The sequence below is a fragment of the Streptomyces sp. SudanB182_2057 genome (assembly GCF_964272715.1).
Taxonomy (GTDB): domain Bacteria; phylum Actinomycetota; class Actinomycetes; order Streptomycetales; family Streptomycetaceae; genus Streptomyces; species Streptomyces rubradiris.
This window is the reverse complement of record NZ_OZ186798.1, coordinates 6,115,271-6,140,390: the sequence shown is the minus strand read 5'-3', so window position 1 is coordinate 6,140,390 and position 25,120 is coordinate 6,115,271. Positions and strand designations below refer to the sequence as shown.

22 protein-coding genes are annotated in these 25,120 nt (G+C 73.4%); 9 read left to right on the top strand and 13 right to left on the bottom strand.

The window, feature by feature from the left end; genetic code table 11:
- Window positions 1–900, bottom strand: coding sequence for an SDR family oxidoreductase (locus ACSURM_RS27220; protein WP_436958379.1), 900 nt, complete (start codon window positions 898–900; stop codon window positions 1–3).
- Between the two features lie 101 nt (window positions 901–1,001).
- Here ACSURM_RS27220 and ACSURM_RS27215 point away from each other — a divergent pair, with 101 nt between their 5' ends.
- Genes ACSURM_RS27215 through ACSURM_RS27200 form a run of 4 tightly spaced genes read left to right on the top strand, consistent with a single transcriptional unit; the run spans window position 1,002 to window position 4,434 of the window.
- Window positions 1,002–1,754 carry an enoyl-CoA hydratase family protein gene (locus ACSURM_RS27215; RefSeq protein ID WP_436958378.1) on the top strand — a complete coding sequence of 251 codons (753 nt, stop codon included), beginning with the start codon at window positions 1,002–1,004 and terminating at the stop codon, window positions 1,752–1,754.
- The gene (locus ACSURM_RS27210) at window positions 1,755–2,606 is read left to right on the top strand and encodes a CoA transferase subunit A (RefSeq protein ID WP_436958377.1); all 852 of its coding nucleotides are present in this window, start codon (window positions 1,755–1,757) and stop codon (window positions 2,604–2,606) included.
- The gene (locus tag ACSURM_RS27205) at window positions 2,603–3,376 is read left to right on the top strand and encodes a CoA-transferase subunit beta (protein WP_436958376.1); all 774 of its coding nucleotides are present in this window, start codon (window positions 2,603–2,605) and stop codon (window positions 3,374–3,376) included. Before ACSURM_RS27210 ends, ACSURM_RS27205 begins: the two co-directional genes overlap by 4 nt.
- Window positions 3,376–4,434 (top strand): NAD(P)H-dependent flavin oxidoreductase, encoded by a 1,059-nt coding sequence (locus tag ACSURM_RS27200; protein ID WP_436958375.1) that lies wholly within the window; start codon window positions 3,376–3,378, stop codon window positions 4,432–4,434. Before ACSURM_RS27205 ends, ACSURM_RS27200 begins: the two co-directional genes overlap by 1 nt.
- A 30-nt stretch (window positions 4,435–4,464) precedes the next feature.
- Here ACSURM_RS27200 and ACSURM_RS27195 read toward each other — a convergent pair whose 3' ends face one another.
- From ACSURM_RS27195 to ACSURM_RS27185, 3 genes are read right to left on the bottom strand one after another with little or no spacing between them, the layout of a single operon-like run.
- Window positions 4,465–5,622, bottom strand: coding sequence for an acetyl-CoA C-acetyltransferase (locus ACSURM_RS27195; RefSeq protein ID WP_359042477.1), 1,158 nt, complete (start codon window positions 5,620–5,622; stop codon window positions 4,465–4,467).
- Between the two features lie 23 nt (window positions 5,623–5,645).
- Window positions 5,646–6,257 carry a TetR/AcrR family transcriptional regulator gene (locus ACSURM_RS27190; RefSeq protein WP_387515995.1) on the bottom strand — a complete coding sequence of 204 codons (612 nt, stop codon included), beginning with the start codon at window positions 6,255–6,257 and terminating at the stop codon, window positions 5,646–5,648.
- A 26-nt stretch (window positions 6,258–6,283) separates the two neighbouring features.
- Window positions 6,284–7,069: an SDR family oxidoreductase gene (locus ACSURM_RS27185; RefSeq protein ID WP_436958374.1), complete on the bottom strand. Its 786-nt coding sequence runs from the start codon at window positions 7,067–7,069 to the stop codon at window positions 6,284–6,286.
- Window positions 7,070–7,120: 51 nt separating this feature from the next.
- On the opposite strand from ACSURM_RS27185, the gene ACSURM_RS27180 reads away from it, so the two are divergent.
- Complete coding sequence (locus ACSURM_RS27180; protein ID WP_436958373.1) at window positions 7,121–8,260, top strand: acyl-CoA dehydrogenase family protein; 1,140 nt, start codon at window positions 7,121–7,123, stop codon at window positions 8,258–8,260.
- Window positions 8,260–9,213: an acyl-CoA dehydrogenase family protein gene (locus ACSURM_RS27175; RefSeq protein ID WP_436958372.1), complete on the top strand. Its 954-nt coding sequence runs from the start codon at window positions 8,260–8,262 to the stop codon at window positions 9,211–9,213. The genes ACSURM_RS27180 and ACSURM_RS27175 overlap by 1 nt, the downstream gene beginning before the upstream one ends.
- On the opposite strand, the gene ACSURM_RS27170 is transcribed toward ACSURM_RS27175, so the two are convergent.
- Window positions 9,210–9,548, bottom strand: a complete 339-nt coding sequence (locus tag ACSURM_RS27170; protein WP_436958371.1) for a MerR family transcriptional regulator — start codon at window positions 9,546–9,548, stop codon at window positions 9,210–9,212. The genes ACSURM_RS27175 and ACSURM_RS27170 overlap by 4 nt on opposite strands.
- A 60-nt stretch (window positions 9,549–9,608) precedes the next feature.
- Here ACSURM_RS27170 and ACSURM_RS27165 point away from each other — a divergent pair, with 60 nt between their 5' ends.
- Window positions 9,609–10,481, top strand: a complete 873-nt coding sequence (locus ACSURM_RS27165; protein WP_436958370.1) for an aldo/keto reductase — start codon at window positions 9,609–9,611, stop codon at window positions 10,479–10,481.
- 130 nt (window positions 10,482–10,611) lie between these two features.
- On the opposite strand, the gene ACSURM_RS27160 is transcribed toward ACSURM_RS27165, so the two are convergent.
- The 3 genes from ACSURM_RS27160 to ACSURM_RS27150 form a co-directional block, all read right to left on the bottom strand.
- A complete protein-coding gene (locus ACSURM_RS27160) occupies window positions 10,612–12,075 on the bottom strand; it encodes a glutamate synthase subunit beta (protein ID WP_436958369.1) in 1,464 nt (487 codons plus the stop codon).
- Window positions 12,068–16,579, bottom strand: a complete 4,512-nt coding sequence (gene gltB, locus ACSURM_RS27155; RefSeq protein WP_436961192.1) for a glutamate synthase large subunit — start codon at window positions 16,577–16,579, stop codon at window positions 12,068–12,070. The genes ACSURM_RS27160 and gltB overlap by 8 nt, the downstream gene beginning before the upstream one ends.
- Before the next feature lie 576 nt (window positions 16,580–17,155).
- Window positions 17,156–17,887 (bottom strand): VIT1/CCC1 transporter family protein, encoded by a 732-nt coding sequence (locus ACSURM_RS27150; RefSeq protein WP_436958368.1) that lies wholly within the window; start codon window positions 17,885–17,887, stop codon window positions 17,156–17,158.
- Between the two features lie 486 nt (window positions 17,888–18,373).
- Between ACSURM_RS27150 and ACSURM_RS27145 the strand changes: the two genes are divergently transcribed.
- Both ACSURM_RS27145 and rbsK read left to right on the top strand, forming a co-directional pair.
- On the top strand, window positions 18,374–19,735 hold the full coding sequence (locus tag ACSURM_RS27145; RefSeq protein ID WP_436958367.1) for an ADP-ribosylglycohydrolase family protein: 1,362 nt from the start codon (window positions 18,374–18,376) through the stop codon (window positions 19,733–19,735).
- Window positions 19,732–20,625 carry a ribokinase gene (gene rbsK / locus ACSURM_RS27140; protein WP_436958366.1) on the top strand — a complete coding sequence of 298 codons (894 nt, stop codon included), beginning with the start codon at window positions 19,732–19,734 and terminating at the stop codon, window positions 20,623–20,625. The genes ACSURM_RS27145 and rbsK overlap by 4 nt, the downstream gene beginning before the upstream one ends.
- 156 nt (window positions 20,626–20,781) lie before the next feature.
- Here the strand turns inward: rbsK and lgt are convergent, their stop codons facing one another.
- The 5 genes from lgt to trpM all read right to left on the bottom strand — a co-directional run bounded on the left by lgt (window position 20,782) and on the right by trpM (window position 25,120).
- Window positions 20,782–21,756 (bottom strand): prolipoprotein diacylglyceryl transferase, encoded by a 975-nt coding sequence (lgt, locus tag ACSURM_RS27135; protein ID WP_436958365.1) that lies wholly within the window; start codon window positions 21,754–21,756, stop codon window positions 20,782–20,784.
- An 81-nt stretch (window positions 21,757–21,837) separates the two neighbouring features.
- Window positions 21,838–22,611: a DsbA family protein gene (locus ACSURM_RS27130; RefSeq protein ID WP_436958364.1), complete on the bottom strand. Its 774-nt coding sequence runs from the start codon at window positions 22,609–22,611 to the stop codon at window positions 21,838–21,840.
- A 109-nt stretch (window positions 22,612–22,720) separates the two neighbouring features.
- Window positions 22,721–23,539, bottom strand: a complete 819-nt coding sequence (trpA, locus tag ACSURM_RS27125) for a tryptophan synthase subunit alpha (protein WP_436958363.1) — start codon at window positions 23,537–23,539, stop codon at window positions 22,721–22,723.
- Window positions 23,536–24,819, bottom strand: coding sequence for a tryptophan synthase subunit beta (trpB, locus tag ACSURM_RS27120; protein ID WP_436958362.1), 1,284 nt, complete (start codon window positions 24,817–24,819; stop codon window positions 23,536–23,538). Before trpB ends, trpA begins: the two co-directional genes overlap by 4 nt.
- Window positions 24,820–24,952: 133 nt before the next feature.
- On the bottom strand, window positions 24,953–25,120 hold the full coding sequence (gene trpM / locus ACSURM_RS27115; protein ID WP_436958361.1) for a tryptophan biosynthesis modulator TrpM: 168 nt from the start codon (window positions 25,118–25,120) through the stop codon (window positions 24,953–24,955).

The following is a 25,120-nucleotide window of genomic DNA, read 5'->3' as shown; positions in this document are numbered from 1 at the left end:
TCAGCCGTCCTTCCGGGGAGTCGGTACGGGTACGTGGGGCGCGGCGGCGTCCAGGAACGCGGGCCGTTCCCCGCCGCCGTGCACGTGCAGGCTGGCCCCGCTGATGTACGCGGCGGCGTCGGAGGCGAGGAACACGGCGGCGGCGCCGACGTCGGCGGGGAGCGCGAGCCGGCCCAGCGGGACGGTGCGGGCGACGGCGGCCGTCCCGTCGGGGCCGCCGTAGTGAAGGTGGGCGAGCTCGGTGTGGACCATGCCGACCACGAGCGTGTTGACCCGGACCTCCGGCGCCCACTCCACGGCCATGGACGCGGCCAGGCTGGCGAGTCCCGCCTTGGCCGCGCCGTAGGCGGCCGAGCCGGGCGAGGGACGGGTCCCGCTGACGCTGCCGATCATCAGAACCGAGCCCCTGCTGCGCCGGAGGTGGTCGTAGGCGGCGAGGGACGCGGTCAGCGGGGTGATCAGGTTCAGCTCGACGACCTTGGCGTGCCGTTCGGCGCCGGCGTCGGCGAGGCGCCGGTGGGGCGTGCCGCCGGCGTTGTTGACCAGTACGTCGAGGCGGGGCAGTCCGGCGAAGAAGGCGCGGACGGCGGGCGGGTCGCGCAGGTCCAGCGGGACGAAGCCGACGCCGGGCACGGGCCGGTCGGGGGGCCGGCGGGCGCAGGCCAGGACGTGGGCGCCCGCCTCGGCGAAGGCCCGCGCGATTCCGGCGCCCACGCCGCGGGTGCCGCCGGTGACCACGACCGTGCCGCCGGTGACCGCGACCGTGCCGCCGGTGGCGACGACCGGGCCGCCGCGCGGCGAGCCGTCCGCAGGGCGGTTGCCCGCAGGACAGTCGCCCGCGGGCCGCTGGTCCGCAGGGCCCTGGTCCGCAGGGCCCTGGTCCGCAGGCCGGTTGTCCACAGGGGGGTTATCCACAGGGCCTCCCGCTGGTCCGCGTCGGCTGCTAGCTTCGAAGCCATCGCACCTAACAAATGTTTGGTGGAAAGGTAGCTGATGCGTCCATGGGTGTCTCCTGTTCGTCCCCGGAAAAGGGGATTTCCGTAGTCACCGTCGACTTCCCGCCGGTCAACGCCCTGCCGGTGCGAGGCTGGTTCGCCCTGGCCGACGCCGTGCGCGAGGCCGGCCGGGACCCGGGGACCCGCTGTGTGCTGCTGGCCGCCGAGGGCCGCGGGTTCAACGCGGGCGTGGACATCAAGGAGATACAGGCGGCCGGGCAGCAGGCCCTGATCGGCGCCAACCAGGGCTGCGCGGAGGCGTTCGCGGCGGTCTACGAATGCGGGACACCGGTCGTCGCGGCCGTCCAGGGCTTCTGCCTGGGCGGCGGGATCGGCCTGGTGGGCAACGCGGACGCGGTGGTGGCGAGCGAGGACGCCTTCTTCGGGCTGCCCGAGCTGGACCGGGGCGCGCTGGGCGCGGCGACCCATCTGGCCCGGCTGGTCCCGCAGCACCTGATGCGCACGCTGTATTTCACCGGGCGCACGGTGAGCGCCGCCGAACTGCACGGGCACGGCTCGGTGTGGCGGGTGGTGCCGCGCGCGGAGTTGCCGGGGGCGGCGCTGGGGCTGGCGCGGGAGATCGCCGCGAAGGACGGCGGGCTGCTGCGCATGGCCAAGGCCGCGATCAACGGCATCGACCCGGTCGACGTGCGCCGCAGTTACCGCTTCGAGCAGGGCTTCACCTTCGAGGCCGGCCTCAGCGGCCTGGCCGGCCGGATCCGCGACACGTTCGGGAAGCAGGGAAAGGAGGGGGCGTAGATGGGCGACAAGACGATGACCGCCGAGGAGGCGGTGTCCCGGCTGGCGAGCGGCATGACCCTCGGCATCGGCGGCTGGGGCTCCCGGCGCAAGCCGATGGCGCTGGTCCGGGCGCTGCTGCGGTCCGGCATCGGCGATCTCACGGTCGTCTCCTACGGCGGCCCGGACGTCGGCATGCTGGCCGCCGCCGGCCGGATCCGCAAGCTGGTCACGGCCTTCGTCACCCTGGACTCCATCGCGCTGGAACCGCACTACCGGGCGGCTCGCGAGCACGGGGGCCTGGAGCTGACCGAGATCGACGAGGGGATGTTCCTGTCCGGGCTGCGGGCGGCGGCGCAGCGGCTGCCGTTCCTGCCGGTGCGGGCGGGCATCGGCTCGGACGTCATGCGGGTCAACCCGGGCCTGAGAACGGTGACGTCGCCGTACGCGGACGGGGAGACGCTGGTGGCGATGCCGGCGCTGCGGCTGGACGCGGCCCTGGTGCACGTCAACCGCGCCGACCGGCTGGGCAACGGGCAGTACCTGGGCCCGGACCCGTACTTCGACGACCTGTTCTGCGAGGCGGCGGACGCGGCCTACGTCTCCTGCGAACGGATCGTGGACACCGCGGAGTTGACGAAGGCGGCCGGGCCGCGGTCGCTGCTGCTCAAACGGCTCGCGGTGACCGGTGTGGTGGAGGCACCCGAGGGAGCCCACTTCACGTCCTGCGCACCGGAGTACGGCAGGGACGAGGAGTTCCAGCGGTGGTACGCGGCCACGCCCTGGCCGGACTTCGCCGGCCGCTTCCTCGGCGCCGACGAGGCGGCGTACCGGGCGGCGGTCGGCACGTGGCGGACGGAGCAGGAGCGATGAGGGCCACCCGCGCCGAGTACTGCGTGATCGCCTGCGCCGAGGCCTGGCGCGGCGCGGGCGAGGTGCTGGCCTCCCCGATGGGCCTGATCCCGTCGCTGGGCGCGCGGCTGGCCCGGCTGACCTTCGCGCCGGACCTGCTGCTGACCGACGGCGAGGCGCTGCTGGTCCGGCCGGACGGCACCCCGGAGGGCTGGCTGCCCTACCGGCAGCACCTGGAGCTGGTGGCGGGCGGCCGGCGGCACGTGATGATGGGCGCGAGCCAGCTCGACCGGTACGGCAACCAGAACATCTCCTGCGTCGGCGACTGGGCCCGCCCGCGCAGACAATTGCTCGGGGTGCGCGGGGCTCCGCTCAACACGCTGAACAATCCGACGAGTTACTGGGTGCCGAGACATTCCCGGCGGGTGTTCGTGGAGCGGGTGGACATGGTGTGCGGGGTCGGGTACGACCGGGCGGCCGGCCTGGGCGGCACGGCCCGGTACCACCGCGTCGCCCGGGTGGTCACCGACCTCGCCGTCCTGGACTTCGCCACCCCCGACCACTCCATGCGGCTGGTCTCGGTGCATCCGGGGGTGACCGTCCGGCAGGTCCGGGAGGCGACGGGTTTCCCCCTGACCGTCCCGGCCGGCGTCCCGCCCACCCGCGACCCCGAGGCGGCGGAACTACGCCTGATCCGCGAGGTACTGGACCCGGCGGGCGCCCGGTCCCGCGAGGTACCGGAGGGCACGGCGGCTGACGCGGACCGGCACCGGGCCGGGGGGCGGAGCTGATGGAGACGGCGCTGACCCGGCTGGTCGGGGTCCGGTATCCGATCGTGCAGACCGGGATGGGGTGGGTGGCCGGACCGCGCCTGGTGTCGGCGGCGGCGAACGCCGGTGCCCTCGGCGTCCTGGCGTCCGCGACGATGCCGCTCGACCGGCTCCGGGAGGCGATACGGGAGGTCAGGTCCCGCACCGGGGCGCCGTTCGGGGTGAACTTGCGGGCCGACGCGGGCGACGCGGCCGACCGGGTCCGGATCCTGCTGGAGGAGGGGGTCCGGGTGGCCTCCTTCGCCCTGGCCCCCTCCCCCGGGCTGATCGCGGAGCTGAAGGCGGCGGGAGTGGTGGTGATCCCGTCCGTCGGGGCTCTGCGGCACGCCGAGAAGGTGGCGGCCTGGGGCGCGGACGCGGTGCTGGTGCAGGGCGGCGAGGGCGGCGGGCACACCGGCGAGGTGGCGACGAGCGTGCTGCTGCCGCAGGTGGTGGACGCGGTGCGGATCCCGGTCGTGGCGGCGGGCGGCTTCTTCGACGGGCGGGGCCTGGTGGCGGCGCTGGCGTACGGGGCGGCCGGGGTGGCGATGGGCACGCGGTTCCTGCTCACCTCCGACTCCACGGTGCCGGACGCGGTGAAGGCCCGGTATCTGGCGGCGACGGTCCGGGATGTCACGGTGACCCGCGCGGTGGACGGCCTGCCGCACCGGATGCTGCGCTCGGACCTGGTGGCGGCGCTGGAGCGGTCGGGCCGGATCCGCGCCCTCGCCCACGCGGTGCGGCGGGCGGCCGGCTTCCGGCGGCTGTCGGGGCTCACCTGGCGGCAGCTGCTCCGGGACGGCCTCGCCCTCCGGCGCGGCAAGGACCTGTCCTGGAGTCAGACGCTGCTGGCGGCCAACACGCCGATGCTGTTGAAGTCGGCGATGGTGGACGGCCGTACGGATCTGGGGGTGATGGCGGCCGGGCAGGTCGCCGGGGTGATCGGCGACCTGCCGTCGTGCGCGGAGCTGGTGGAGCGGATCATGAGGGAGGCGGAGGAGGTGCTGACCGGACTGGAGAAGCTGAGGGGCGCTCGGTGATCCGGGCGCGGACGGGCTCCGGGCGCCCGGTCACAGCCGTTCGATGATCGTCACGTTGGCCTGGCCGCCGCCCTCGCACATGGTCTGGAGGCCGTACCGGCCGCCGGTGCGCTCCAGTTCGTGCAGCAGGGTCGTCATCAGGCGGGCGCCGGTCGCGCCGAGCGGGTGGCCGAGGGCGATCGCGCCCCCGTTGACGTTGACCTTGTCGGGGTCGGCGCCGGTCTCCTTCAGCCAGGCGAGGACGACCGGGGCGAATGCCTCGTTGATCTCCACGAGGTCGATGGCGTCGATGGTCAGGCCGGTCTTCTTCAGGGCGTGCGCGGTGGCCGGGATGGGCGCGGTGAGCATGCGGATGGGGTCCTCGCCGCGCGCGGAGAGGTGGTGGACGCGGGCGCGCGGGCGCAGCCCGTGGTCGCGTACGGCGCGCTCGGAGGCGATCAGCAGGGCCGCGGCCCCGTCGGAGACCTGGGAGGAGCAGGCCGCGGTGATGGTGCCGCCGTCGAGGACGGGCCGGAGCGCGGCCATTTTCTCCAGGGAGGTGTCCCGGCGCGGTCCCTCGTCCACGGTGACCCGGCCGTGGGGGACGGTCTCGCGGACGAAGCGGCCGGTGTCGATGGCGCGCAGCGCCCGCCGGTGCGAGCGCAGGGCCCACTCCTCCTGTTCCGCGCGGGAGATGCCCCACTGGGCGGCGATCGTCTCGGCGCCGGCGAACTGGTTGACGGGCCGGTCGCCGTAGCGGGCGCGCCAGCCGGTGCTGCCGTGGAAGGGGCCGTCGGTCAGGCCGAGCGGGACGGCCGCCTGCCGGGAGGCGTAGGCGATGGGGACCTGGGACATGTTCTGCACTCCGCCCGCGACCACCAGGTCCTGGGTGCCGGAGAGCACGGCCTGCGCGGCGAAGTGCACCGCCTGCTGGGAGGAGCCGCACTGCCGGTCGACGGTCACGCCGGGCACCTCCTCGGGCAGTCCGGCGGCCAGCCAGCAGGTGCGGGCTATGTCCCCGGCCTGCGGGCCCACCGTGTCCAGGCAGCCGAAGACCACGTCGTCCACGGCGGCCGGGTCGATCCCGGAGCGTTCCATCAGCGCGGTCAGCACCCCGGCGCCCAGGTCGGCCGGGTGGACCGCGCTGAGTCCTCCCCCGCGCCGTCCGACGGGCGCGCGGACCGCTTCGACGATGTAGGCCTCTGCCATGGCAACTCCCTGCTGGAAAGGGGCTATTCGCGTACGGCGATCCCGTCCAGCACCATCGACAGGTACTGGCGGGCGATCTCCTCGGGGCTGTGCTTGCCGCCGGGCCGGTACCAGGAGGCGGCGACCCACACGGTGTCCCGTACGAACCGGTAGGTGAGCCGGATGTCCAGGTCCGCGCGGAAGACCCGCTCGGCGACCCCGCGTTCGAGCGTGCTGAGCCACGCCTTCTCGAACCGGCGCTGGGACTCGGCGAGGAAGGCGAACCGGTCCTGGGTGACGAGCTGCCGGCTCTCCTTCTGGTAGATCGCGACGGCGGCGCGGTGCCGGTCGATCTCCCGGAAGGATTCGGTGACCAGGGCCTCGAGGGTCTCGCGGGGCCCCAGCCGGGAGGCGAGGACGGTGTCGTAGCCGTCCCACAGCTCGTCGAGGAAGGTCCGCAGGATCTCCTCGAGCATCGACTCCTTGGAGTCGAAGTGGTAGTAGAGGCTGCCCGCGAGGATTCCGGCGTGGTCGGCGATCCGGCGGACGGTGGTGGCGTTGTAGCCGTGCTCGGCGAAGACCTCGGCAGCGGTGCTGAGGAGCTCGCCGCGCCGGGCCGCTGCCGCGGTCACCTGGGGTTTTTTCTTGGTCGGCACGCACCCATTGTGATCTGCTCCGGCCGTCAGGCGTGCTGGCTGCTGACGGCGACGACCTCGCCGGTCATGTAGGAGGAGTAGCCGGAGGCGAGGAAGACGATCACGTTGGCCACCTCCCAGGTCCGGGCGGGCCGGCCGAATGCCTCCCGTTCGGTCAGCTCGGCGAGCAGGCCGGGGGTGGTGACCTTCTCCAGGTGGGGGTGGAGGGCGAGGCTGGGCGCGACCGCGTTGACGCGGACGCCGAACGCGGCGGCCTCGACGGCGGCGCACCGGGTCAGCGCCATCACCCCGGCCTTGGCGGCGGCGTAGTGGGCCTGTCCGGCCTGGGCGCGCCAGCCGAGGACGGAGGCGTTGTTGACGATGACTCCGCCGCCGGTCGCGCGCATCGCGCGCAGGGCGGCGCGGGTGCAGCGGAAGGTGCCGCCGAGGGTGACGTCCAGGACGCGGGACCACTCCTCGTCGGTCATGTCGGCGAGGTCCGAGGTGCCGCCGAGCCCGGCGTTGTTCACGACGACGTCCAGCCGGCCGTGCGCGGCCGCGGCCGTCTCGAACAGCGCCCGCACCTGGGCGTCGTCGGTGACGTCGCAGGGCGTCGCGGTGACCGCGCCGGGGAACTCCCGGCCCAGTTCCCGCTCGTGCTCCTCGAGGCGGCGCGGGTGGGCGTCGCTGATCAGCACCCGTGCGCCCTCCTCCAGCAGACGGCGGGCGGTGGCCGCGCCGATGCCGGTGCCGGCCGCGGCGGTGACGACGGCGGTGCGGCCGCGGAGCAGTCCGTGCCCGGGGACGTAGGCCGGGCTCTCGACGCCTGTCATAGGGCCACGCTAACCTACCAAACACTTGTTAGGGAAGGGTGGTGACGGGCGGTGGACCTGTCGTTCTCCACGGCGGACGAGGAGTTCCGCGCCGAGGCCCGGGCATGGCTGGCGGCGCATGTGCCGCGCACCCCGTTGCCGTCCCTGGAGACGGCGGAGGGCTTCGCGGCCCACCGCGCCTGGGAGGCCGAACTGGCCGCGGACCGCTGGTCGGTGGTGTCGTGGCCGGAGCGGTACGGCGGGCGGGACGCCGGGCTGCTGCGGTGGCTGGTGTTCGAGGAGGAGTACTGGGCGGCGGGCGCGCCGGGCCGGGTGGGGCAGAACGGGATCAGCCTGCTGGCGCCGACGCTGTTCGCGTACGGCAGCGAGGAGCAGCGCGCGCGGGTGCTGCCGCCGATGGCCACCGGCGAGGTGGTGTGGGCGCAGGCCTGGTCCGAGCCGGAGGCGGGCTCGGACCTGGCCGCGCTGGCCTCCCGGGCGGTGCGGACGGACGGCGGCTGGCTGCTGACCGGGCAGAAGACCTGGTCCTCGCGGGCCGCGTTCGCCGACCGGGCCTTTGGCCTGTTCCGCAGCGACCCGGCAACGCCGGAGCCGCACCAGGGGCTCACGTATCTGATGTTCGACCTCGGGGCCCCCGGGGTGACGGTCCGTCCGATCGGCCGGCTGGACGGCAGACCGGCGTTCGCGGAGGTGTTCCTGGACGAGGTGTTCGTCCCGGACGGGGACGTGATCGGCGAGCCGGGGCAGGGCTGGCGGATCGCGATGTCCACGGCGGGCGACGAGCGCGGGCTGACCCTGCGTTCCCCGGGCCGCTTCCTGGCCGCCGCCGCGCGGCTGCGGGAGCTGTGGCAGGCCCAGGGCTCGCCCGCGCACGCCCGGGCCCGGGTGGCCGGTGCCCTGACCGGGGCGCGCGCCTACCAGCTGTTCGCCTACGCCGCCGTCTCCCGCCTGCTGGAGGGCGCCCGGCTCGGGCCGGAGTCCAGCATGAACAAGCTGTTCTGGTCCGAGCTGGACCTGGCGCTGCACGAGACGGCGCTGGACCTGCTGGGCCCGGAGGGCGAACTCGCCGACGGCGCCTGGGCGGAGGGGTATGTCTTCGCCCTGGCCGGGCCGGTCTACGCGGGCACGAACGAGATCCAGCGGGACATCGTCGCCGAGCGGCTGCTCGGCCTGCCGAAGGGACGCCGCTGATGCGCTTCCTCCCTGACGCGGGGCAGCGGGCGTTCGCCGGTTCGCTGCACGCGCTGCTGTCCGCCGCCGGTACCCCGGCGGTGGCCCGGGACTGGGCCCGCGGCGACCACGCGCGCGGGCGCGCGCTGTGGTCGCGGATCGCCGGGGCGGGGGTGTTCGGGCTCGCGGTGGCGGAGGAGTACGGCGGGGCGGGGCCGCATCCGGTGGAACTGGCGCTGGCCTTCGTGGAGCTGGGGCGGCACGCGGTGCCCGGTCCGCTGGCGGAGACGGTCGGGGCGGCCGTGCTCCTCGCCGGTTCCGCGCCGGCCCGGCGCTTCCTGCCCGGGCTGGCGGCCGGGACGGATCTGGCGACGGTGGCGGCGCCCGGCGGCTGGGCCGTCGACGGCGACGCGGCCTCGGTGCGGCTGCGCCCGGCGCCCGAGGGGCTGTATCTGTCCACGGCGCCGCCCGGCCCGGTGCGCCGTTCACTGGACCCGGCCCGCCGGCTGACCCGGCTCGCGCCCGCCGGTGAACTCCTGCGCGCCGACCCGCCGTACGACCGGGCACTGCTGTGGACCCGGCTGGCCACCGCCGCGCAGGCCCTCGGCGTGGGGCTGGCGCTGCTCGACCGGACGGTGGACCACGTGCGCGCACGCACCCAGTTCGGCGTGCCCGTCGGCTCCTTCCAGGCCGTCAAGCACCGCCTGGCCGACGCGCGGACCGCCCTGGAGTTCGCCCGCCCCCTGGTGTTCGGCGCGGCGATATCCCTGTGCCCGGCGGAGGTGGCCGCCGCCAAACTGGCCGCGGGCGAGGCGGCGTACACGACGGCGCGGACGGCGCTGCACCTGCACGGCGCGATCGGGTACACGGCGGAGTACGACCTGTCCCTGTGGCTGACCAAGGCCCGGGCACTGCGCTCGGCGTGGGGCACGCCCGAGGAGTGCCGGGACCTGGTGCTCACCCAGGGGCTCTAGGCGCTGGTCAGCAGCCGGGTCAGCGAGGCGCGGGAGCCCTCCAGGCGGGCGATGCGCTCCTCGATGCCCTGCAACTGCTCGACCAGCACCGGGGTCAGGCACGGCTCGACCTCGGCCTCGCTGCCGCACACGCAGTCCAGGACCTCGCGGATGACCCGGGTGGGCAGTCCGGCGTCGAGGAGGGCGCGGATCCGGCGTACGGTCCGGGGGGCGCCGTCGTCGTACACGCGCTGCCCGCCGGGGGTGCGGCCGGCGACGAGCAGGCCCTGCTCCTCGTAGTACCGCAGCAGCCGGACGCTCACGCCGGTCGTACGGGCCAGCTCCCCGATCCTCACTGTGAACCCCCTCACATCCGCTTGAAGCTCACATCCATGTCAGCTCCTAGCGTCACAGCCATGACGAACCCGACTGTATTCCGTATCGGTGGCGACCTGGAGGTCCGGCGGATCGGCTACGGCGCGATGCGCCTGGCGAACGCCCCGCACGAGCGGTCCGGCATGACCGCGCCCATCTGGACCGCCCCCACCGACCGCGCCGACGCCGTACGGCTGCTGCGCCGGGCCGCCGAGCTGGGCGTGACCCTGTTCGACACCGCCGACGCCTACGCGCTGGGCGCCAACGAGGAGTTGCTGGCCGAGGCGCTGCACCCGTACCGCGACGGCGTCGTGATCGCCACCAAGGCGGGTGTGCTGCGGCCGAGCCCGACGGAGTGGATCACCCACGGGCACCCGGCGTACCTGCGGCAGCAGGCCGAGCTGAGCCTGCGCCGGCTGCGCACCGACCGCATCGACCTGTTCCAGCTGCACCGCATCGACCCCGACTATCCGCTCGCGGACCAGATCGGCGCCCTCAAGCAGCTCCAGGAGGAGGGGAAGGTACGGCACATCGGGCTGTCGGAGGTGTCGGTGGCGGAGCTGACCGCCGCCTCGGCCGTCGCGCCGGTCGCCAGTGTGCAGAACGTGTACAACCTGGCCGCCCGCGGCCACGACCCGGTGATCGACCACACCGCACAGGCGGGCATCGCCTTCCTGCCGTACTTCCCGGTCGCCATGGGCGCGCACGCGGCCGACGGCGGGCCGCTCGCCGCCGTCGCCGCCGAACTCGGCGTCACCCGCGCGCAGACCGCCCTGGCCTGGCTGGTGCACCGCGCGCCGAACATCGTCCCGATCCCCGGCACCTCCTCCCCCGCCCACCTGGCGGAGAACGTCGCCGCGCTCGGGCTCACCCTCACCGAGGAGCAGTTCCGGCGGATCGACGCGGGCGCGTGACGCCCGGGCGGGGACATGCAACGACGCCTGCCCAGTGTCCGGTCGGGGACAGGCGGGCAGGCGCCGTCTGTGTTCCGTACGCCTTTGTACGTCACGTGTGTGCGGACCCGGAGGTCCGGTGGGTCGCGCGTCAGACCGCCAGGGCGCGGTCCGTCGGGCGGATCGGGGCCGGCAGGTCGCTGGCCCCGGTCAGGTAGCGGTCGACTCCGCGGGCGGCCGAGCGGCCCTCCGCGATCGCCCAGACGATGAGGGACTGGCCGCGGCCGGCGTCACCGGCGACGAACACACCCGGCACGTTGGTCTGGAAGTCGGCGTCGCGGGCGATGTTACCCCGTTCGTCGAGGTCTAGACCAAACTGCTCGACCAGGCCGTTCTCCCGGTCGGTGCCGGTGAAGCCCATGGCGAGGGTGACCAGCTGGGCCGGGATCCTCCGCTCGGTGCCGGGCTTCGGGGTCAGCTTGCCGTCGATGAACTCCACCTCGGTGAGGTGCAGCCACTGGACGTTGCCGTCCTCGTCGCCCTCGAAGTGGGTGGTGGAGACGGAGTAGATCCGCTCGCCGCCCTCCTCGTGGGCCGAGGTGACCTTGTAGAGCATCGGGAAGGTCGGCCAGGGCTGGGCGACCGGGTGCCGCTCGTCGTTCGGGCGGGGCATGATCTCCAGCTGGGTGACGGAGGCCGCGCCCTGCCGGTGGGCGGTGCCGACGCAGTCCGCGCCGGTGTCGCCGCCGCCGATGACGACGACGTGCTTGCCCTCGGCGGAGACGGGCGGCGCCACGTAGTCGCCCTCCTGCACCTTGTTGGCCAGGGGCAGGTACTCCATGGCCTGGTAGACGCCCTTCAGCTCCCGGCCGGGAACGGGAAGGTCGCGGGCGGTCGTGGCACCGGCGGCGATCACGATCGCGTCGTAGCGCTTCTTCAGGTCGGTCGCCTTGATGTCGCGGCCGATCTCCACGCCGGTGCGGAACCGGGTGCCCTCCGCGCGCATCTGCTCGATACGGCGGTTGATGTGCCGCTTCTCCATCTTGAACTCGGGGATGCCGTACCGCAGGAGGCCCCCGACGCGGTCCGCGCGCTCGTAGACGGCGACCGTGTGGCCGGCCCGGGTGAGCTGCTGGGCGGCGGCGAGGCCCGCCGGGCCCGAGCCGATGACCGCGACGGTCTTGCCGGACAGGCGCTCGGGGACCTGCGGGGCGACGTCCCCGGTCTCCCACGCCTTGTCGATGATCGAGACCTCGACGTTCTTGATGGTGACCGGCGGCTGGTTGATGCCCAGCACGCACGCCGACTCGCACGGGGCCGGGCAGAGCCGGCCGGTGAACTCCGGGAAGTTGTTGGTGGCGTGCAGCCGCTCGGAGGCGGCGGCCCAGTCCTCGCGGTAGGCGTAGTCGTTCCACTCAGGGATCAGGTTCCCCAGCGGACAGCCGTTGTGGCAGAACGGGATGCCGCAGTCCATGCAGCGGCTGGCCTGCTTGCTGATGATCGGCAGCAGGGAGCCGGGGACGTAGACCTCGTTCCAGTCCTTGACCCGCTCGGCGACGGGGCGGGTCTCGGCGACCTCGCGGCCGTGGTTCAGGAAGCCCTTCGGGTCAGCCATTGCTCGCCGCCTCCATCATCTTCTCGGTGACCTCGGTCTCGGAGAGACCGGCTCGCTCGGCGGCGTCCTTGGCGGCGAGCACTGCCTTGTACGTGCTGGGGATGATCTTGCTGAAGCGCTCCACGGCCGTGTCCCAGTCGGCCAGCAGCTTGGCGGCGACGGTCGAGCCGGTCTCCTCGGCGTGGCGGCGCACCACGTCGTGCAGCCACTGCTTGTCCGTCTCGTCCAGCGCCTCGACCGCACCGGCGTTGCCGGCGTTGACGTTGTCGCGGTCCAGGTCGACGACGTAGGCGACGCCGCCGGACATGCCCGCCGCGAAGTTGCGGCCGGTCGGGCCGAGGACGACCGCGTGACCGCCGGTCATGTACTCGCAGCCGTGGTCGCCCACGCCCTCGGAGACGACCAGCGCGCCGGAGTTGCGGACGCAGAACCGCTCACCGGTGCGGCCGCGCAGGAACAGCTCGCCGCCGGTGGCGCCGTAGGCGATGGTGTTGCCCGCGATGGTCGAGTACTCGGCGAGGTGGTCGGCGGCCCGGTCCGGGCGGACGACGATCCGGCCGCCGGACAGGCCCTTGCCGACGTAGTCGTTGGCGTCGCCCTCCAGGCGCAGCGTGACGCCGCGCGGCAGGAACGCGCCGAAGGACTGGCCGGCGGAGCCGGTGAAGGTGATGTCGATGGTGTCGTCGGGCAGGCCCGCGCCGCCGAACTTCTTCGTCACCTCGTGGCCGAGCATGGTGCCGACCGTGCGGTTGATGTTGCGGATGGCGACCTGGGCGCGCACCGGCTGGGCCTCGGTCGCGTCGGCGGCGGCCAGGGCGTCGGCGGCGAGCTTGATCAGCTCGTTGTCCAGGGCCTTCTCCAGGCCGTGGTCCTGGGCGGCCACCTGGTGGCGGACAGCGCCGTCGGGCAGGGCCGGCACGTGGAACAGCGGCTCCAGGTCCAGGCCCTGCGCCTTCCAGTGGTCCACCGCGCGCTCGACGTCCAGCACCTCGGCGTGGCCGACGGCCTCCTCGATGGAGCGGAAGCCCAGCTCGGCCAGCAGCTCGCGGACCTCCTCGGCGATGAACCGGAAGAAGTTCACCACGTACTCGGCCTTGCCGGCGAAGCGGTCGCGCAGCACCGGGTTCTGGGTGGCGATGCCGACCGGGCAGGTGTCCAGGTGGCACACGCGCATCATCACGCAGCCCGAGACGACCAGCGGGGCGGTCGCGAAACCGAACTCCTCGGCGCCGAGCAGCGCGGCGATGACCACGTCCCGGCCGGTCTTCAGCTGACCGTCGGTCTGCACCACGATCCGGTCCCGCAGCCCGTTGAGCAGCAGGGTCTGCTGGGTCTCGGCGAGGCCCAGCTCCCAGGGGCCGCCCGCGTGCTTCAGCGAGGTGAGCGGGGAGGCGCCGGTGCCGCCGTCGTGGCCGGAGATCAGCACGACGTCCGCGTGGGCCTTGGACACACCGGCCGCGACCGTGCCGACGCCGACCTCGGAGACCAGCTTCACGTGGATCCGCGCCCGCGGGTTCGCGTTCTTCAGGTCGTGGATCAGCTGGGCCAGGTCCTCGATGGAGTAGATGTCGTGGTGCGGCGGCGGGGAGATCAGGCCGACGCCCGGCGTGGAGTGCCGGGTCCTGGCGACCCACGGGTAGACCTTGTGGCCGGGCAGCTGGCCGCCCTCGCCGGGCTTGGCGCCCTGGGCCATCTTGATCTGGATGTCGTCCGCGTTGACCAGGTACTCGCTCGTCACGCCGAAGCGGCCGGAGGCGACCTGCTTGATGGCGCTGCGCCGCGCGGGGTCGTACAGGCGCTCCGGGTCCTCGCCGCCCTCACCGGTGTTGGACTTGCCGCCCAGCTGGTTCATGGCGATGGCGAGGGTCTCGTGCGCCTCCTTGGAGATGGAGCCGTACGACATGGCGCCGGTGGAGAAGCGCTTGACGATCTCGCTCGCCGGCTCGACCTCGTCGAGCGGGATCGGCGCGCGGCCGGACTTGAAGCCGAACAGGCCGCGCAGCGTCATCAGGCGCTCGGACTGCTCGTTCACCCGGGAGGTGTACTTCTTGAAGATGTCGTAGCGGCCGGCCCGGGTGGAGTGCTGGAGGCGGAAGACCGTCTCCGGGTCGAACAGGTGCGGTTCGCCCTCGCGGCGCCACTGGTACTCGCCGCCGATCTCCAGCGCGCGGTGCGCCGGGGCGATGCCGGAGGCCGGGTAGGCCTTGGCGTGCCGGGCGGCGACCTCCTCGGCGATGACGTCGATGCCGACGCCGCCGATCTTGGTGGCGGTGCCGTTGAAGTACTTCTCCACGAAGCCCTCGTCCAGGCCGACGGCCTCGAAGACCTGGGCGCCGCGGTAGGAGGCGACGGTGGAGATGCCCATCTTGGACATGACCTTCAGCACGCCCTTGCCGAGGGCGTAGATCAGGTTCTTGATGGCCTGCTCGGGCTCGAGGCCGTTCAGGAAGGTGCCCGCGCGCAGCAGGTCCTCCACCGACTCCATGGCCAGGTAGGGGTTGACCGCGGCGGCGCCGTAGCCGATGAGCAGGGCGACGTGGTGGACCTCGCGGACGTCGCCGGCCTCGACCAGCAGGCCCACGTGGGTGCGCTGCTTGGTGCGGATGAGGTGGTGGTGGACGGCCGCGGTGAGCAGCAGCGACGGGATCGGCGCGTGCTCGGCGTCGGAGTGCCGGTCGGACAGGACGATCAGCCGGGCGCCGTTGTCGATGGCGGCGTCGGCCTCGGCGCAGATCTCCTCGATGCGCGCGGCGAGGGCGTCGCCACCACCGGAGACCCGGTACAGGCCGGAGAGCGTGGCGGCCTTGAAGCCGGGCATGTCGCCGTCGGCGTTGATGTGGATGAGCTTGGCCAGCTCGTCGTTGTCGATCACCGGGAAGGGCAGCACGACGGACCGGCAGGAGGCGGCGGTCGGCTCCAGCAGGTTGCCCTGCGGGCCGAGCGAGCTGCGCAGGGAGGTGACCAGCTCCTCGCGGATCGCGTCCAGCGGCGGGTTGGTGACCTGCGCGAACAGCTGGGTGAAGTAGTCGAACAGCAGCCGCGGGCGCTCGGACAGGGCCGCGATCGGGGAGTCCGTGCCCATGGAGCCGATCGGCTCGGCGGCGGTGCGGGCCATCGGGGCGAGGATGACGCGCAGCTCTTCCTCGGTGTAGCCGAAGGTCTGCTGGCGGCGGGTGACCGAGGCGTGGGTGTGCACGATGTGCTCGCGCTCGGGCAGGTCGCCCAGCTCGATCTCGCCTGCCTCCAGCCACTCGGCGTAGGGCTTCTCGGCGGCGAGGGACGCCTTGATCTCGTCGTCCTCGATGATGCGGTGCTCGGCGGTGTCGACGAGGAACATCCGGCCGGGCTGCAGGCGGCCCTTGCGGACGACCCTGGCCGGGTCGATGTCGAGGACGCCGACCTCGGAGCCGAGGACGACGAGGCCGTCGTCGGTGACCCAGTAGCGGCCGGGGCGCAGGCCGTTGCGGTCGAGCACGGCGCCGACCTGGGTGCCGTCGGTGAAGGTGACGCAGGCGGGGCCGTCCCAGGGCTCCATCATCGTGGAGTGGTACTGGTAGAAGGCGCGCCGGGCCGGGTCCATGGAGACGTGGTTCTCCCACGCCTCCGGGATCATCATCAGCACGGAGTGCGGCAGCGAACGGCCGCCCAGGTGCAGCAGCTCCAGGACCTCGTCGAAGGAGGCGGAGTCGGAGGCGTCCGGGGTACAGACCGGGAAGAGGCGGTCCAGGTTCTCCTGCGGCCCGAACAGGCCGGAGGCCAGCTGGGACTCGCGGGCGACCATCCAGTTGCGGTTGCCCTTGACGGTGTTGATCTCACCGTTGTGCGCGATGAACCGGTACGGGTGCGCCAGCGGCCACGACGGGAAGGTGTTGGTGGAGAACCGGGAGTGCACCAGCGCGATCGCGGAGGCGAACCGGCGGTCGGACAGGTCCGGGAAGAAGGGCTCGAGCTGGCCGGTGGTCAGCATGCCCTTGTAGACGATGGTCCGGGCGGACAGGGAGGGGAAGTAGACCCCGGCCTCGCGCTCGGCGCGCTTGCGCAGCACGAACGCCTTGCGGTCCAGGGCGATGCCCTCGCTGGCACCGTCGGTGACGAAGATCTGCCGGAACGCCGGCATGGTGGAGCGGGCGGTGGCGCCCAGCAGCTCCGGGGCGACCGGGACGGCGCGCCAGCCGAGGACCGTCAGGCCCTCCTCGGCGGCGATCGTCTCGATACGTGAGACGGCGTCCTCGGTCCCCTCCTCCGGCAGGAAGGCGATGCCTACCGCATAGGAACCGGCCGGGGGAAGGTCGAAACCGGCCACGTCACGGAGGAAGGCGTCGGGCACCTGGGAGAGGATGCCCGCGCCGTCCCCGGAGTCCGGCTCGGAGCCGGTGGCGCCGCGGTGCTCCAGGTTGCGCAGGACGGTGAGCGCCTGCTCGACCAGGGTGTGGGAGGCCTCGCCGGTGAGGGTGGCGACGAAACCGACGCCGCACGCGTCGTGTTCGTTGCGGGGGTCGTACATACCCTGCGCAGCAGGGCGAGCATCCATGAACGACCAGTTCCGGCCGTTCGTGGAGTGCTGGGACGGCTGGCGCGGCGTACGCATCGGCTCTCCCGTCGTCGTCATGTGGCATGTGGCAGGTGCCGAGGGACGACGTTGGCCCTCTGCGTGAGATCTGCGATGAGATCAAAATTTCGTGCAGGTTACATGATGGAGCGGTTCCCGGGAACCGGATAGTTCATTCCAGCATGCGGACACCGCGGTCGCGGCGGAGGTGCCGCGCGAACGCGACGCATGCCGTGCGGTGACGGCTCGGTGCCGTACCGGACGGCGGGGTGCCGTGCGGTACGGCGGGTGCCGTGCGGTACGGCGGGTGCCGCGCGAGGACGGCGACATCATGGGGACCGTGACGGACGCGATCGGTCGGATCGGTGTCCGGCGGCCCGACGGGGGCCGGAGCGGGCGTCATCACCCGCCCCGAGGGGGCGCGGCAGGCGTCATTGCCCACAGCGCTTACGGCTCATGCCCCGTCGCAAAGCAATCGAAACCAGCGAGTAACGGGTACTTATGCGGCCCATCGCATAAGTACCGGCCGGGCTATCCTACGGCCGTTCCGAACAGACTGCCCAGGGCGTACGTCACACCGGCCGCCGCACCGCCCAGCGCGAGCTGCCGCAGCCCGCTGAACCACCAGGTCCGCGCGGTCACCTTGGCCACCACGGCACCGCAGGCGAAGAGCCCGGCGAGGGCGAGCAGCACGGCGGGCCACAGCGCGGTCGCGCCGAGCAGGTACGGCAGGACGGGCAGCAGGGCACCGAGGGCGAACGACCCGAACGACGACACGGCGGCGACCAGCGGGGAGGGCAGGTCGCCGGGGTCGATGCCCAGCTCCTCGCGGGCGTGGATCTCCAGGGCCTGTTCGGGATCGCTGGACAGCTGCCGGGCGACCTGCCGGGCCAGCTCGGGCTCCACCCCGCGGGCCATGTACAGCGCGGCCAGCTCCGCCTCCTCGTCCTGCGGGTGCTTGCGCAGCTCACGGCGCTCGATGTCGAGTTCCGCCTCGACCAGTTCGCACTGTGAGGCGACGGAGGTGTACTCCCCGGCCGCCATGGAGAAGGCACCGGCCGCGAGGCCGGCGAGACCGGTGACGACAATGGTGTGCTGGCTGACGGAACCGCCGGCCACGCCCGTCATCAGGGCGAGGTTGGAGACCAGGCCGTCCATGGCGCCGAAGACCGCGGGCCGCAACCATCCCCCGTTGACATCGCGGTGGGTGTGGTTGTCGCGGTGCGCTTCGTGCAGCGCCGCCTCGGTTTCGATGATGGCCATGCGGGCCCCCCAGGAGAGCTTAGCCAAAGCTAACTTTGGACTGGTTCTACTTTTCGACAAGCCCAAATCTACGCCGCCGGCTCACCCTTCGCCAGCAAGGAAAGGCTGCGCTAACCTGCGGTTTTCGCTTCCGGCCGCCCGCCTGTGGGGCACCTCCGCACGCCCCGGCACCCGCACCCGCACCCGCACCCGCACCCGGACCCGGACGGCGGAACGCGCCGGACCCCCGCCAAGCCACGCGACAGGGCCGCCCAGGAGGATGATTCGGGGCATGACGCCCACAGCACAGCAAAGCAGCGCCCCGGCTCCGCACCCGCTCGCCGATCCCCTCACCGGTGCCCAGGCCGTAGCCACCCGTCGTCCCTCCCGGCCGCGCTCCGCCGGGGAACTCCCCGCCCGGACGCCCGCCGGGATCGCCCACGGGACCTCCGCCCGGGGCGCCGGCCGGACCCGCGAGGGGGCGTCCGCCACGCCGGGAGGCCGCCCGTGCTCCGTCTGACCTGGGTCCAGCCGGAGGACCTGCTCGGTCACGAGCTGCGCCAGGCCCGCCTGGACGGACGCGAGCCGAAGGCGGTCGAGGCGCGCTGGCGGGCGGCCGGCGGCCCCGTCGGGCCGGAGCGGACCGGCGCCTCCGCGCACGGCGTCTCCCGCTACCTCCGCCTGCTGGCGGAGGACCTGCTGGACGAACTCGCCGACCTGCCCGGCCGCTTCGCCGAGGACGAGCCGACCGACCTGGCCCGCATCGAGTCCCTGTGCCCCGACTGGCCCGCCGGGCGGTCCGCCACCGCGCCCGGCCCCCGCGCCCTCGAAGCCGCCTGGCTCGGCCGGGCCATCGGCTGTCTCCTCGGCAAACCCGTCGGAGACCTTCCCCTCGACGGCATCCGCGCCCTCGCCGCGGCGGCCGGAAACCGGCCTCTCACCGGCTACTTCACCGCCAGGGGCGTGCCCGGAGACCTCCTCGCCGCCCATCCCTGGGACCGCCGCCGCGCCGCCACCTGCCTGGCCGAGAACATCGACGGCATGCCCGCGGACGACGGCCTGGACCACTCGCTCCTCAACCTGCTGCTGCTCCGGCGCCACGGGCGGCACTTCGGCACCGACGACGTCGCCCGGCTCTGGCTCGACGAACTGCCGCCCGGCCGCACCGCCACCGCCGAGCGCGTCGCCTACCGCAATCTGCTCTGCGGCATCGAGCCCCCGCACACCGCCCGCCACCGCAACCCGTTCCGCGAGTGGACGGGCGCGCTGGTCCGCGCCGACGTGCACGGCTGGACCAACCCCGGCGACCCGGCCGGCGCCGCCGGACAGGCGTACCGCGACGCCGTCCTCACCCACACCGCCAACGGCGTCTACGCGGCGATGTTCACCGCCGCCGTCATCGCCGCCGCAGTCCCGGGCACCCACGACGTCCACGCCTGCCTGCGGGCCGGCCGCGCGGTGGTCCCGCCCGGCTCCCGGCTGGCGGCGGCCGTCGACCACGCCGTCCGACTGGCCCGGACCACCGAGGACTTCGAGGACGTCGTGGACGAACTCCACGCCCGCTACGCCGCCACCCACCACCGGGCCCACGCCGTCCCCAACACCGCGCTGATCGCCGCCGCCCTCACCCACGCCGACGGCGACTTCACCGGCTCCATCTGCCGTGCCGTGTCCGGCGGCTGGGCCACCGCCCCCGCCGGCGCCGCCGCCGGCGGCATCGCCGGGCTGCTCGCCGGAACCCCCGGCGCGCTGCCCGAACGCTGGCGGGCACCGCTGAAGAACCGGCTCGCCAGCGCCCTCGCCGAGTTCGACGGCTGCGGCTTCGACACCCTCGCCCACCTCACGCACCTGGAGGCGACCCGACCATGACCCACATCGTCGTCCTCGGCAGCACCAACATGGACCTGGTCACCTATGTCGACAAGGCGCCCCGGCGCGGGGAGACCGTGACGGGGCGGGAGTTCCGTACGGTGCCCGGCGGCAAGGGCGCCAACCAGGCGATCGCCGCGGCCCGGGCCGGCGCGACCGTCTCGATGATCGGCGCGGTCGGCACCGACGGCTACGGCGCGCGGCTGCGCGACACCCTCGAACACTCCGGCGTGGACACCGACTTCCTGTGCACGGTCCAGGGCCCGTCCGGCACCGCGCACATCGTGGTGGACGCCGAGGGCGGCAACGCGATCGTCGTCATCCCCGGAGCCAACGGCACCGTGGACCACCTCTCCCCCGGCGACGAGGGGGTGATCGCCACCGCCGACGCCCTGCTGCTGCAACTGGAGATCCCGCTCGCGGCGGTCGTCGCGGGCGCCCAGGCGGCCCGCCGGCACGGGGTCCGTACGGTCCTCACCCCGTCCCCGGTCCAGCCCCTGCCGCCCGAACTGCTGGACGCCGTGGACCTGCTGGTGCCGAACGAGTACGAGGCGGTCACCCTCACCGGCCGCACCGACCCGCGCGAGGCGGCGGCGGCCCTGCTGGAGCTGGTGCCGGAGGTGGTCGTCACCCTGGGCGCGACCGGCTGCCTGTATCTGACCCGGGGCGCCGGGCCGCTCGTGGTGCCCGCGCCCCGGGTGACGGCCGTCGACTCCACCGGCGCGGGCGACACCTTCGCCGGCGCGCTCGCGGTGGCCCTCGCCGAGGAGAAACCGGTACGCGAGGCCCTGACCTGGGCGGCCGCCGCAGCGGCGATCTCCGTCCAGCGGGAAGGGGCGTCGGCCTCGATGCCGTACCGCCCGGAGATCGAGGCGCGGTACGGCACGTGAGCGAACCGGCCCCGGGCTCGGACGCCGCCCCTGGCCCCGACGGGAGCCCCCTCCCACCGCACACCACCGCCCGCACACGCCGAGGGCGCCCGGAACACTCCGGGCGCCCTCGGCGTCGTAGGACCGACGGCCGGACCGTCGTCGGGGAACCGGCGGTCAGACCTTCTTCGCCGGCTTCGCCTCGTCCTCCGGTGATTCCTCGCCCGGTTCCCCGGACCGCTTCTCCTCGGCGTCGGCGACGGCCTCGGTGGTCCCGGGGTTCTTCTCCGCACCGCCGGCGACGGCCTCCGTACCCCCGGCCGGACCGCCGGAGGCGACCGCGGGCTCGACCACGGCCTCCCGGCCCGGCCGCTTCTTGCCCACCACCACGATGTACGCCACCGCCAGCAGGAAGACGATCAGCGCGGTCCAGACGTTGAGGCGCAGGCCCAGGATGTGGTGGGCGTCGTCCACCCGCAGGTACTCGATCCAGCCGCGGCCCGCGCAGTACGCGGCGACGTACAGGGCGAACGCCCGGCCATGCCCCAGCTTGAAGCGGCGGTCCGCCCAGATCACCAGCAGGCCCACGCCGACGCACCACAGGGACTCGTAGAGGAACGTCGGGTGGTAGTACCCCGGCACCCGGCCGCCCTCGGCGGAGGTGATGTGCAGCGCCCAGGGGACGTGGGTCTCCCGGCCGTACAGCTCCTGGTTGAACCAGTTGCCCCAGCGGCCGATGGCCTGTGCGAACGCGATGCCGGGCGCGACAGCGTCGGCGTACGCGGGCATCGGGATGCCCCGGCGGCGCGCGCCGATCCAGGCGCCGAGCGCGCCGAGCGCGATCGCGCCCCAGATGCCCAGGCCGCCCTCCCACACCTTGAAGGCGTCCACCCAGTCACGGCCCTCGCTGAAGTACAGCTCGTAGTCCGTGATCACGTGGTAGAGCCGGCCGCCGACCAGGCCGAACGGCACGGCCCAGACGGCGATGTCGGCGACCGTGCCGGACTGCCCGCCGCGGGCGATCCAGCGCTTGTTGCCGAACCAGACGGCAACGAAGACGCCGATGATGATGCAGATGGCGTAGCCGCGCAGCGGGATGGGGCCGAGGTACAGCACCCCGTGCGACGGGCTGGGGATGTAGGCAAGGTTCATGGCAGGTCCGACGCTACCGTGCCGGGCCATGGGGAGGGCAAGCAGCCCGGCTACGGGTCCATAACGGGGCGTGGGCGACGCTCACCCCCGGTCGGCCGCCTCCACCAGCTGCTTCAGCTTGGCCGGGGTCATCGTCCGGTCCTCGTAGATGTTCTTGCCGTCCAGCAGCACGGTCGGGGTGCCGCCGAAGCCGCCGGACTTGAACGCCTGGTGGGCCTTCTCCACCCAGCTGTCGTGGGTGCCGTTCCGGACGCATGTGCGGAACGCCTGGGTGTCCAGGCCCTTCACCTTGCCGGCCAGTTCGAGCAGCTTGTCGTTGTCCGCGAAGGCGTCGTCGGTCTCCTTGGGCTGGTTCGCGAACAGCACGTCGTGGTAGTCACGGAACTTTCCGGCGTCCTGGGCGCAGGCCGCGGCGTTGGCGGCGCGCAGCGAACCGGTGCCGCCGAGGTTGCCGTCGATCAGCCGGACCAGGTGGTACTCCACCCGGAGCTTGCCGGCGTCGGCCAGTTCGTGGAGCGTCGGCCGGTACGCCGCCTCGAATGCCTGGCAGGCCGGGCAGCGGAAGTCCTCCCAGACGGTGAGCGTCGACTTGGCACCGTCCTTGCCGACCGGGATCGCGAGGCTGTCCTTGCCCTGCGCGCCCGAGGGGGCCACGGCCGGGCCCGCCTTGGTGCTCTCGTCCTTGCCGGCGTTCGCGGCGACGACGCCGATCACCGCCGCCAGGCCCAGGACGCAGACGACGCTCGCGCCCACGATCAGCGCCCGCCGTCGCTTGTCCGCGGCCTTCTGCTTCTCGCGCTCGACCGCCAGCCGCTCCCGGGCGGTGCGCTTTCCGTCACGGTTCTTCTCGCTCACACCCCCAGAACGAACCGGGGAGGCGCAGCGCGCCTCCCCGGTCCGAGGTCCACCCGTTCGAGTGACCGAATCATCCGGTACGGGACATCGGCCCGTCACCGCCGCGCGTTCACGCCTGGCCGCGGACGCCCTTCGCCAGGTCCCCGGCCAGCTCGCGGACCGCGGCGAGGCCGGATGCCTCGTCCGGCGCGTCCAGCATCCGCTTCACGAACGCCGAGCCGACGATCACGCCGTCCGCGAAGCCGGCCACCTCGGCGGCCTGGGCCTGGTTGGAGACGCCGAGGCCGACGCAGACGGGCAGGCCGGTGCCGGTGGCGCGGGTGCGCCGGACCAGGTCCTGGGCCTGTGCGCCGACGGACTCGCGGGTGCCGGTGACGCCCATGAGCGAGGCGGCGTAGACGAAGCCGCTGCCCGCCGCGGTGATCTCGGCGAGCCGCTCGTCCTTGCTGCTCGGCGCCACCACGAAGACCGTGGCGAGGCCGTGCTTCTCGGCGTGCTCGCGCCACAGCGCCGACTCCTGCACCGGCAGGTCGGGCAGGATGCAGCCGGCGCCGCCCGCCTCGGCCAGCTCGGCGGTGAAGCGCTCGACGCCGTAGCGGTCGATGGGGTTCCAGTACGTCATGACCAGGATCGGCTTCCCGGTGGCCCGGTGGGCCTCCCGGACCGTGCGCATGACGTCGGCGATCCGCACCCCGCCGCGCAGGGCGATGTCGTCGGCGGTCTGGATGACCGGGCCGTCCAGCACCGGGTCGCTGTGCGGCAGGCCGACCTCGACCACGTCCGCGCCGCTCTCCAGGACGGCCTTGATCGCCTCGATGCCGCCGTCCACGGTCGGGAACCCGGCCGGGAGGTAGGCGATGAGCGCGGAACGGCCCTCGGCCCTGGCGCCCGCGAGGGTGTCCGACAGCAGCTGGATGTTCCCGCTCACTTGGCGTCCCCCTCGATCTCGGCCGTGTCGGCGGCGTCGGCCGCGACCTCGGCGTCGGTGTCGTACAGGCCGAAGTAGCGCGCGGCGGTGTCCATGTCCTTGTCGCCGCGGCCGGACAGGTTGACGACGATCAGGCCGTCCGGGCCCAGCTCGCGGCCGACCTCCAGGGCGCCGGCCAGCGCGTGGGCGCTCTCGATGGCCGGGATGATGCCCTCGGTGCGCGACAGCAGGCGCAGGGCCCGCATGGCCGCGTCGTCGGTGACCGCGCGGTACTCGCCGCGGCCGGAGTCCTTCAGGTAGGAGTGCTCGGGGCCGATGCCCGGGTAGTCCAGACCGGCCGAGATGGAGTAGGGCTCGGTGATCTGGCCCTCGTCGTCCTGGAGGACGTAGGAGCGGGAGCCGTGCAGGACGCCGGGCTCGCCGGCGGTGAGGGTGGCCGCGTGCTCGCCGGTCTCGACGCCGTGGCCGGCCGGCTCGCAGCCGATCAGGCGGACGCCCTCGTCGGGGATGAAGGCGTGGAAGAGGCCGATGGCGTTGGAGCCGCCGCCGACGCAGGCGACGGCCGCGTCCGGCAGTCGGCCGGCGCGCTCCAGGAGCTGGCGGCGGGCCTCGACGCCGATGACCCGGTGGAAGTCGCGGACCATGGCCGGGAAGGGGTGCGGGCCGGCGACCGTGCCGAACAGGTAGTGGGTGTGGTCGACGTTGGCGACCCAGTCCCGGAACGCCTCGTTGATGGCGTCCTTCAGGGTGCGGCTGCCGGACTTCACGGCGACGACCTCGGCGCCGAGCATGCGCATCCGGGCGACGTTGAGGGCCTGGCGCTGGGTGTCGACCTCGCCCATGTAGATGGTGCAGTCCAGGCCGAACAGCGCGCAGGCGGTGGCCGTGGCGACGCCGTGCTGGCCGGCTCCGGTCTCGGCGATGACCCGGGTCTTGCCCATGCGCTTGGTGAGCAGTGCCTGGCCGAGCACGTTGTTGATCTTGTGGGAGCCGGTGTGGTTGAGGTCCTCGCGCTTGAGGAAGACGCGGGCGCCGCCGGCGTGCTCGGCGAAGCGGGGGACCTCGGTGAGCGCCGACGGGCGGCCGGTGTAGTTCACCAGCAGGTCGTCGAGTTCGCGGGCGAACTCCGGGTCGTTCTTGGCCTTGTCGTACTCGACGGCGACCTCGTCCACGGCGGCGACGAGGGCCTCCGGGATGAACTTGCCGCCGAACGCGCCGAAGTAGCCTCCGGCGTCGGGGACCCGGCCCTCCGGGTCGGGGATGAAGAATTCGCTGGGCATGCGGAAACCTCACGGTGAGTTTCTGGGAAAAAACGGATCGCCGTGGGGCTCGGGTCGTCTGTCGGTTGCGGGCCGTAGGTGGCTTGTCGAGCCCGCGCGGCGGTAGCCGCGTATCAGATGGAGTCCCGCGCCCCTAGAGGGCGCGCTGCCATCGACGCCCGTTGACCTGCCCGGGTTCGTCACCGATGACGTACCGGACGCGGCGGCCGTGCACGCGCCGCGCGGGCGCGCGGCAGCCACGCGGACGGCAGCCGCGCGCCAGGCGCGCGTGCCGGTCCACGGTCGTCAGGGTGGGAGTCAT

What these genes read in the sequence shown, in the direction of transcription:
- ACSURM_RS27205 (WP_436958376.1), top strand. Translation starts at nt 2,603, where the DNA reads ATGAGGGCCACCCGCGCCGAGTACTGCGTGATCGCCTGCGCCGAGGCC.
- ACSURM_RS27175 (WP_436958372.1), top strand. Translation starts at nt 8,260, where the DNA reads ATGCGCTTCCTCCCTGACGCGGGGCAGCGGGCGTTCGCCGGTTCGCTG.
- ACSURM_RS27215 (WP_436958378.1), top strand. Translation starts at nt 1,002, where the DNA reads ATGGGTGTCTCCTGTTCGTCCCCGGAAAAGGGGATTTCCGTAGTCACC.
- ACSURM_RS27160 (WP_436958369.1), bottom strand. Translation starts at nt 12,075, where the DNA reads ATGGCTGACCCGAAGGGCTTCCTGAACCACGGCCGCGAGGTCGCCGAG.
- rbsK (WP_436958366.1), top strand. Translation starts at nt 19,732, where the DNA reads ATGACCCACATCGTCGTCCTCGGCAGCACCAACATGGACCTGGTCACC.
- ACSURM_RS27185 (WP_436958374.1), bottom strand. Translation starts at nt 7,069, where the DNA reads ATGACAGGCGTCGAGAGCCCGGCCTACGTCCCCGGGCACGGACTGCTC.
- gltB (WP_436961192.1), bottom strand. Translation starts at nt 16,579, where the DNA reads ATGTACGACCCCCGCAACGAACACGACGCGTGCGGCGTCGGTTTCGTC.
- ACSURM_RS27200 (WP_436958375.1), top strand. Translation starts at nt 3,376, where the DNA reads ATGGAGACGGCGCTGACCCGGCTGGTCGGGGTCCGGTATCCGATCGTG.
- lgt (WP_436958365.1), bottom strand. Translation starts at nt 21,756, where the DNA reads ATGAACCTTGCCTACATCCCCAGCCCGTCGCACGGGGTGCTGTACCTC.
- ACSURM_RS27165 (WP_436958370.1), top strand. Translation starts at nt 9,609, where the DNA reads ATGACGAACCCGACTGTATTCCGTATCGGTGGCGACCTGGAGGTCCGG.
- trpB (WP_436958362.1), bottom strand. Translation starts at nt 24,819, where the DNA reads ATGCCCAGCGAATTCTTCATCCCCGACCCGGAGGGCCGGGTCCCCGAC.
- ACSURM_RS27150 (WP_436958368.1), bottom strand. Translation starts at nt 17,887, where the DNA reads ATGGCCATCATCGAAACCGAGGCGGCGCTGCACGAAGCGCACCGCGAC.
- trpM (WP_436958361.1), bottom strand. Translation starts at nt 25,120, where the DNA reads ATGACTCCCACCCTGACGACCGTGGACCGGCACGCGCGCCTGGCGCGC.
- ACSURM_RS27195 (WP_359042477.1), bottom strand. Translation starts at nt 5,622, where the DNA reads ATGGCAGAGGCCTACATCGTCGAAGCGGTCCGCGCGCCCGTCGGACGG.
- ACSURM_RS27210 (WP_436958377.1), top strand. Translation starts at nt 1,755, where the DNA reads ATGGGCGACAAGACGATGACCGCCGAGGAGGCGGTGTCCCGGCTGGCG.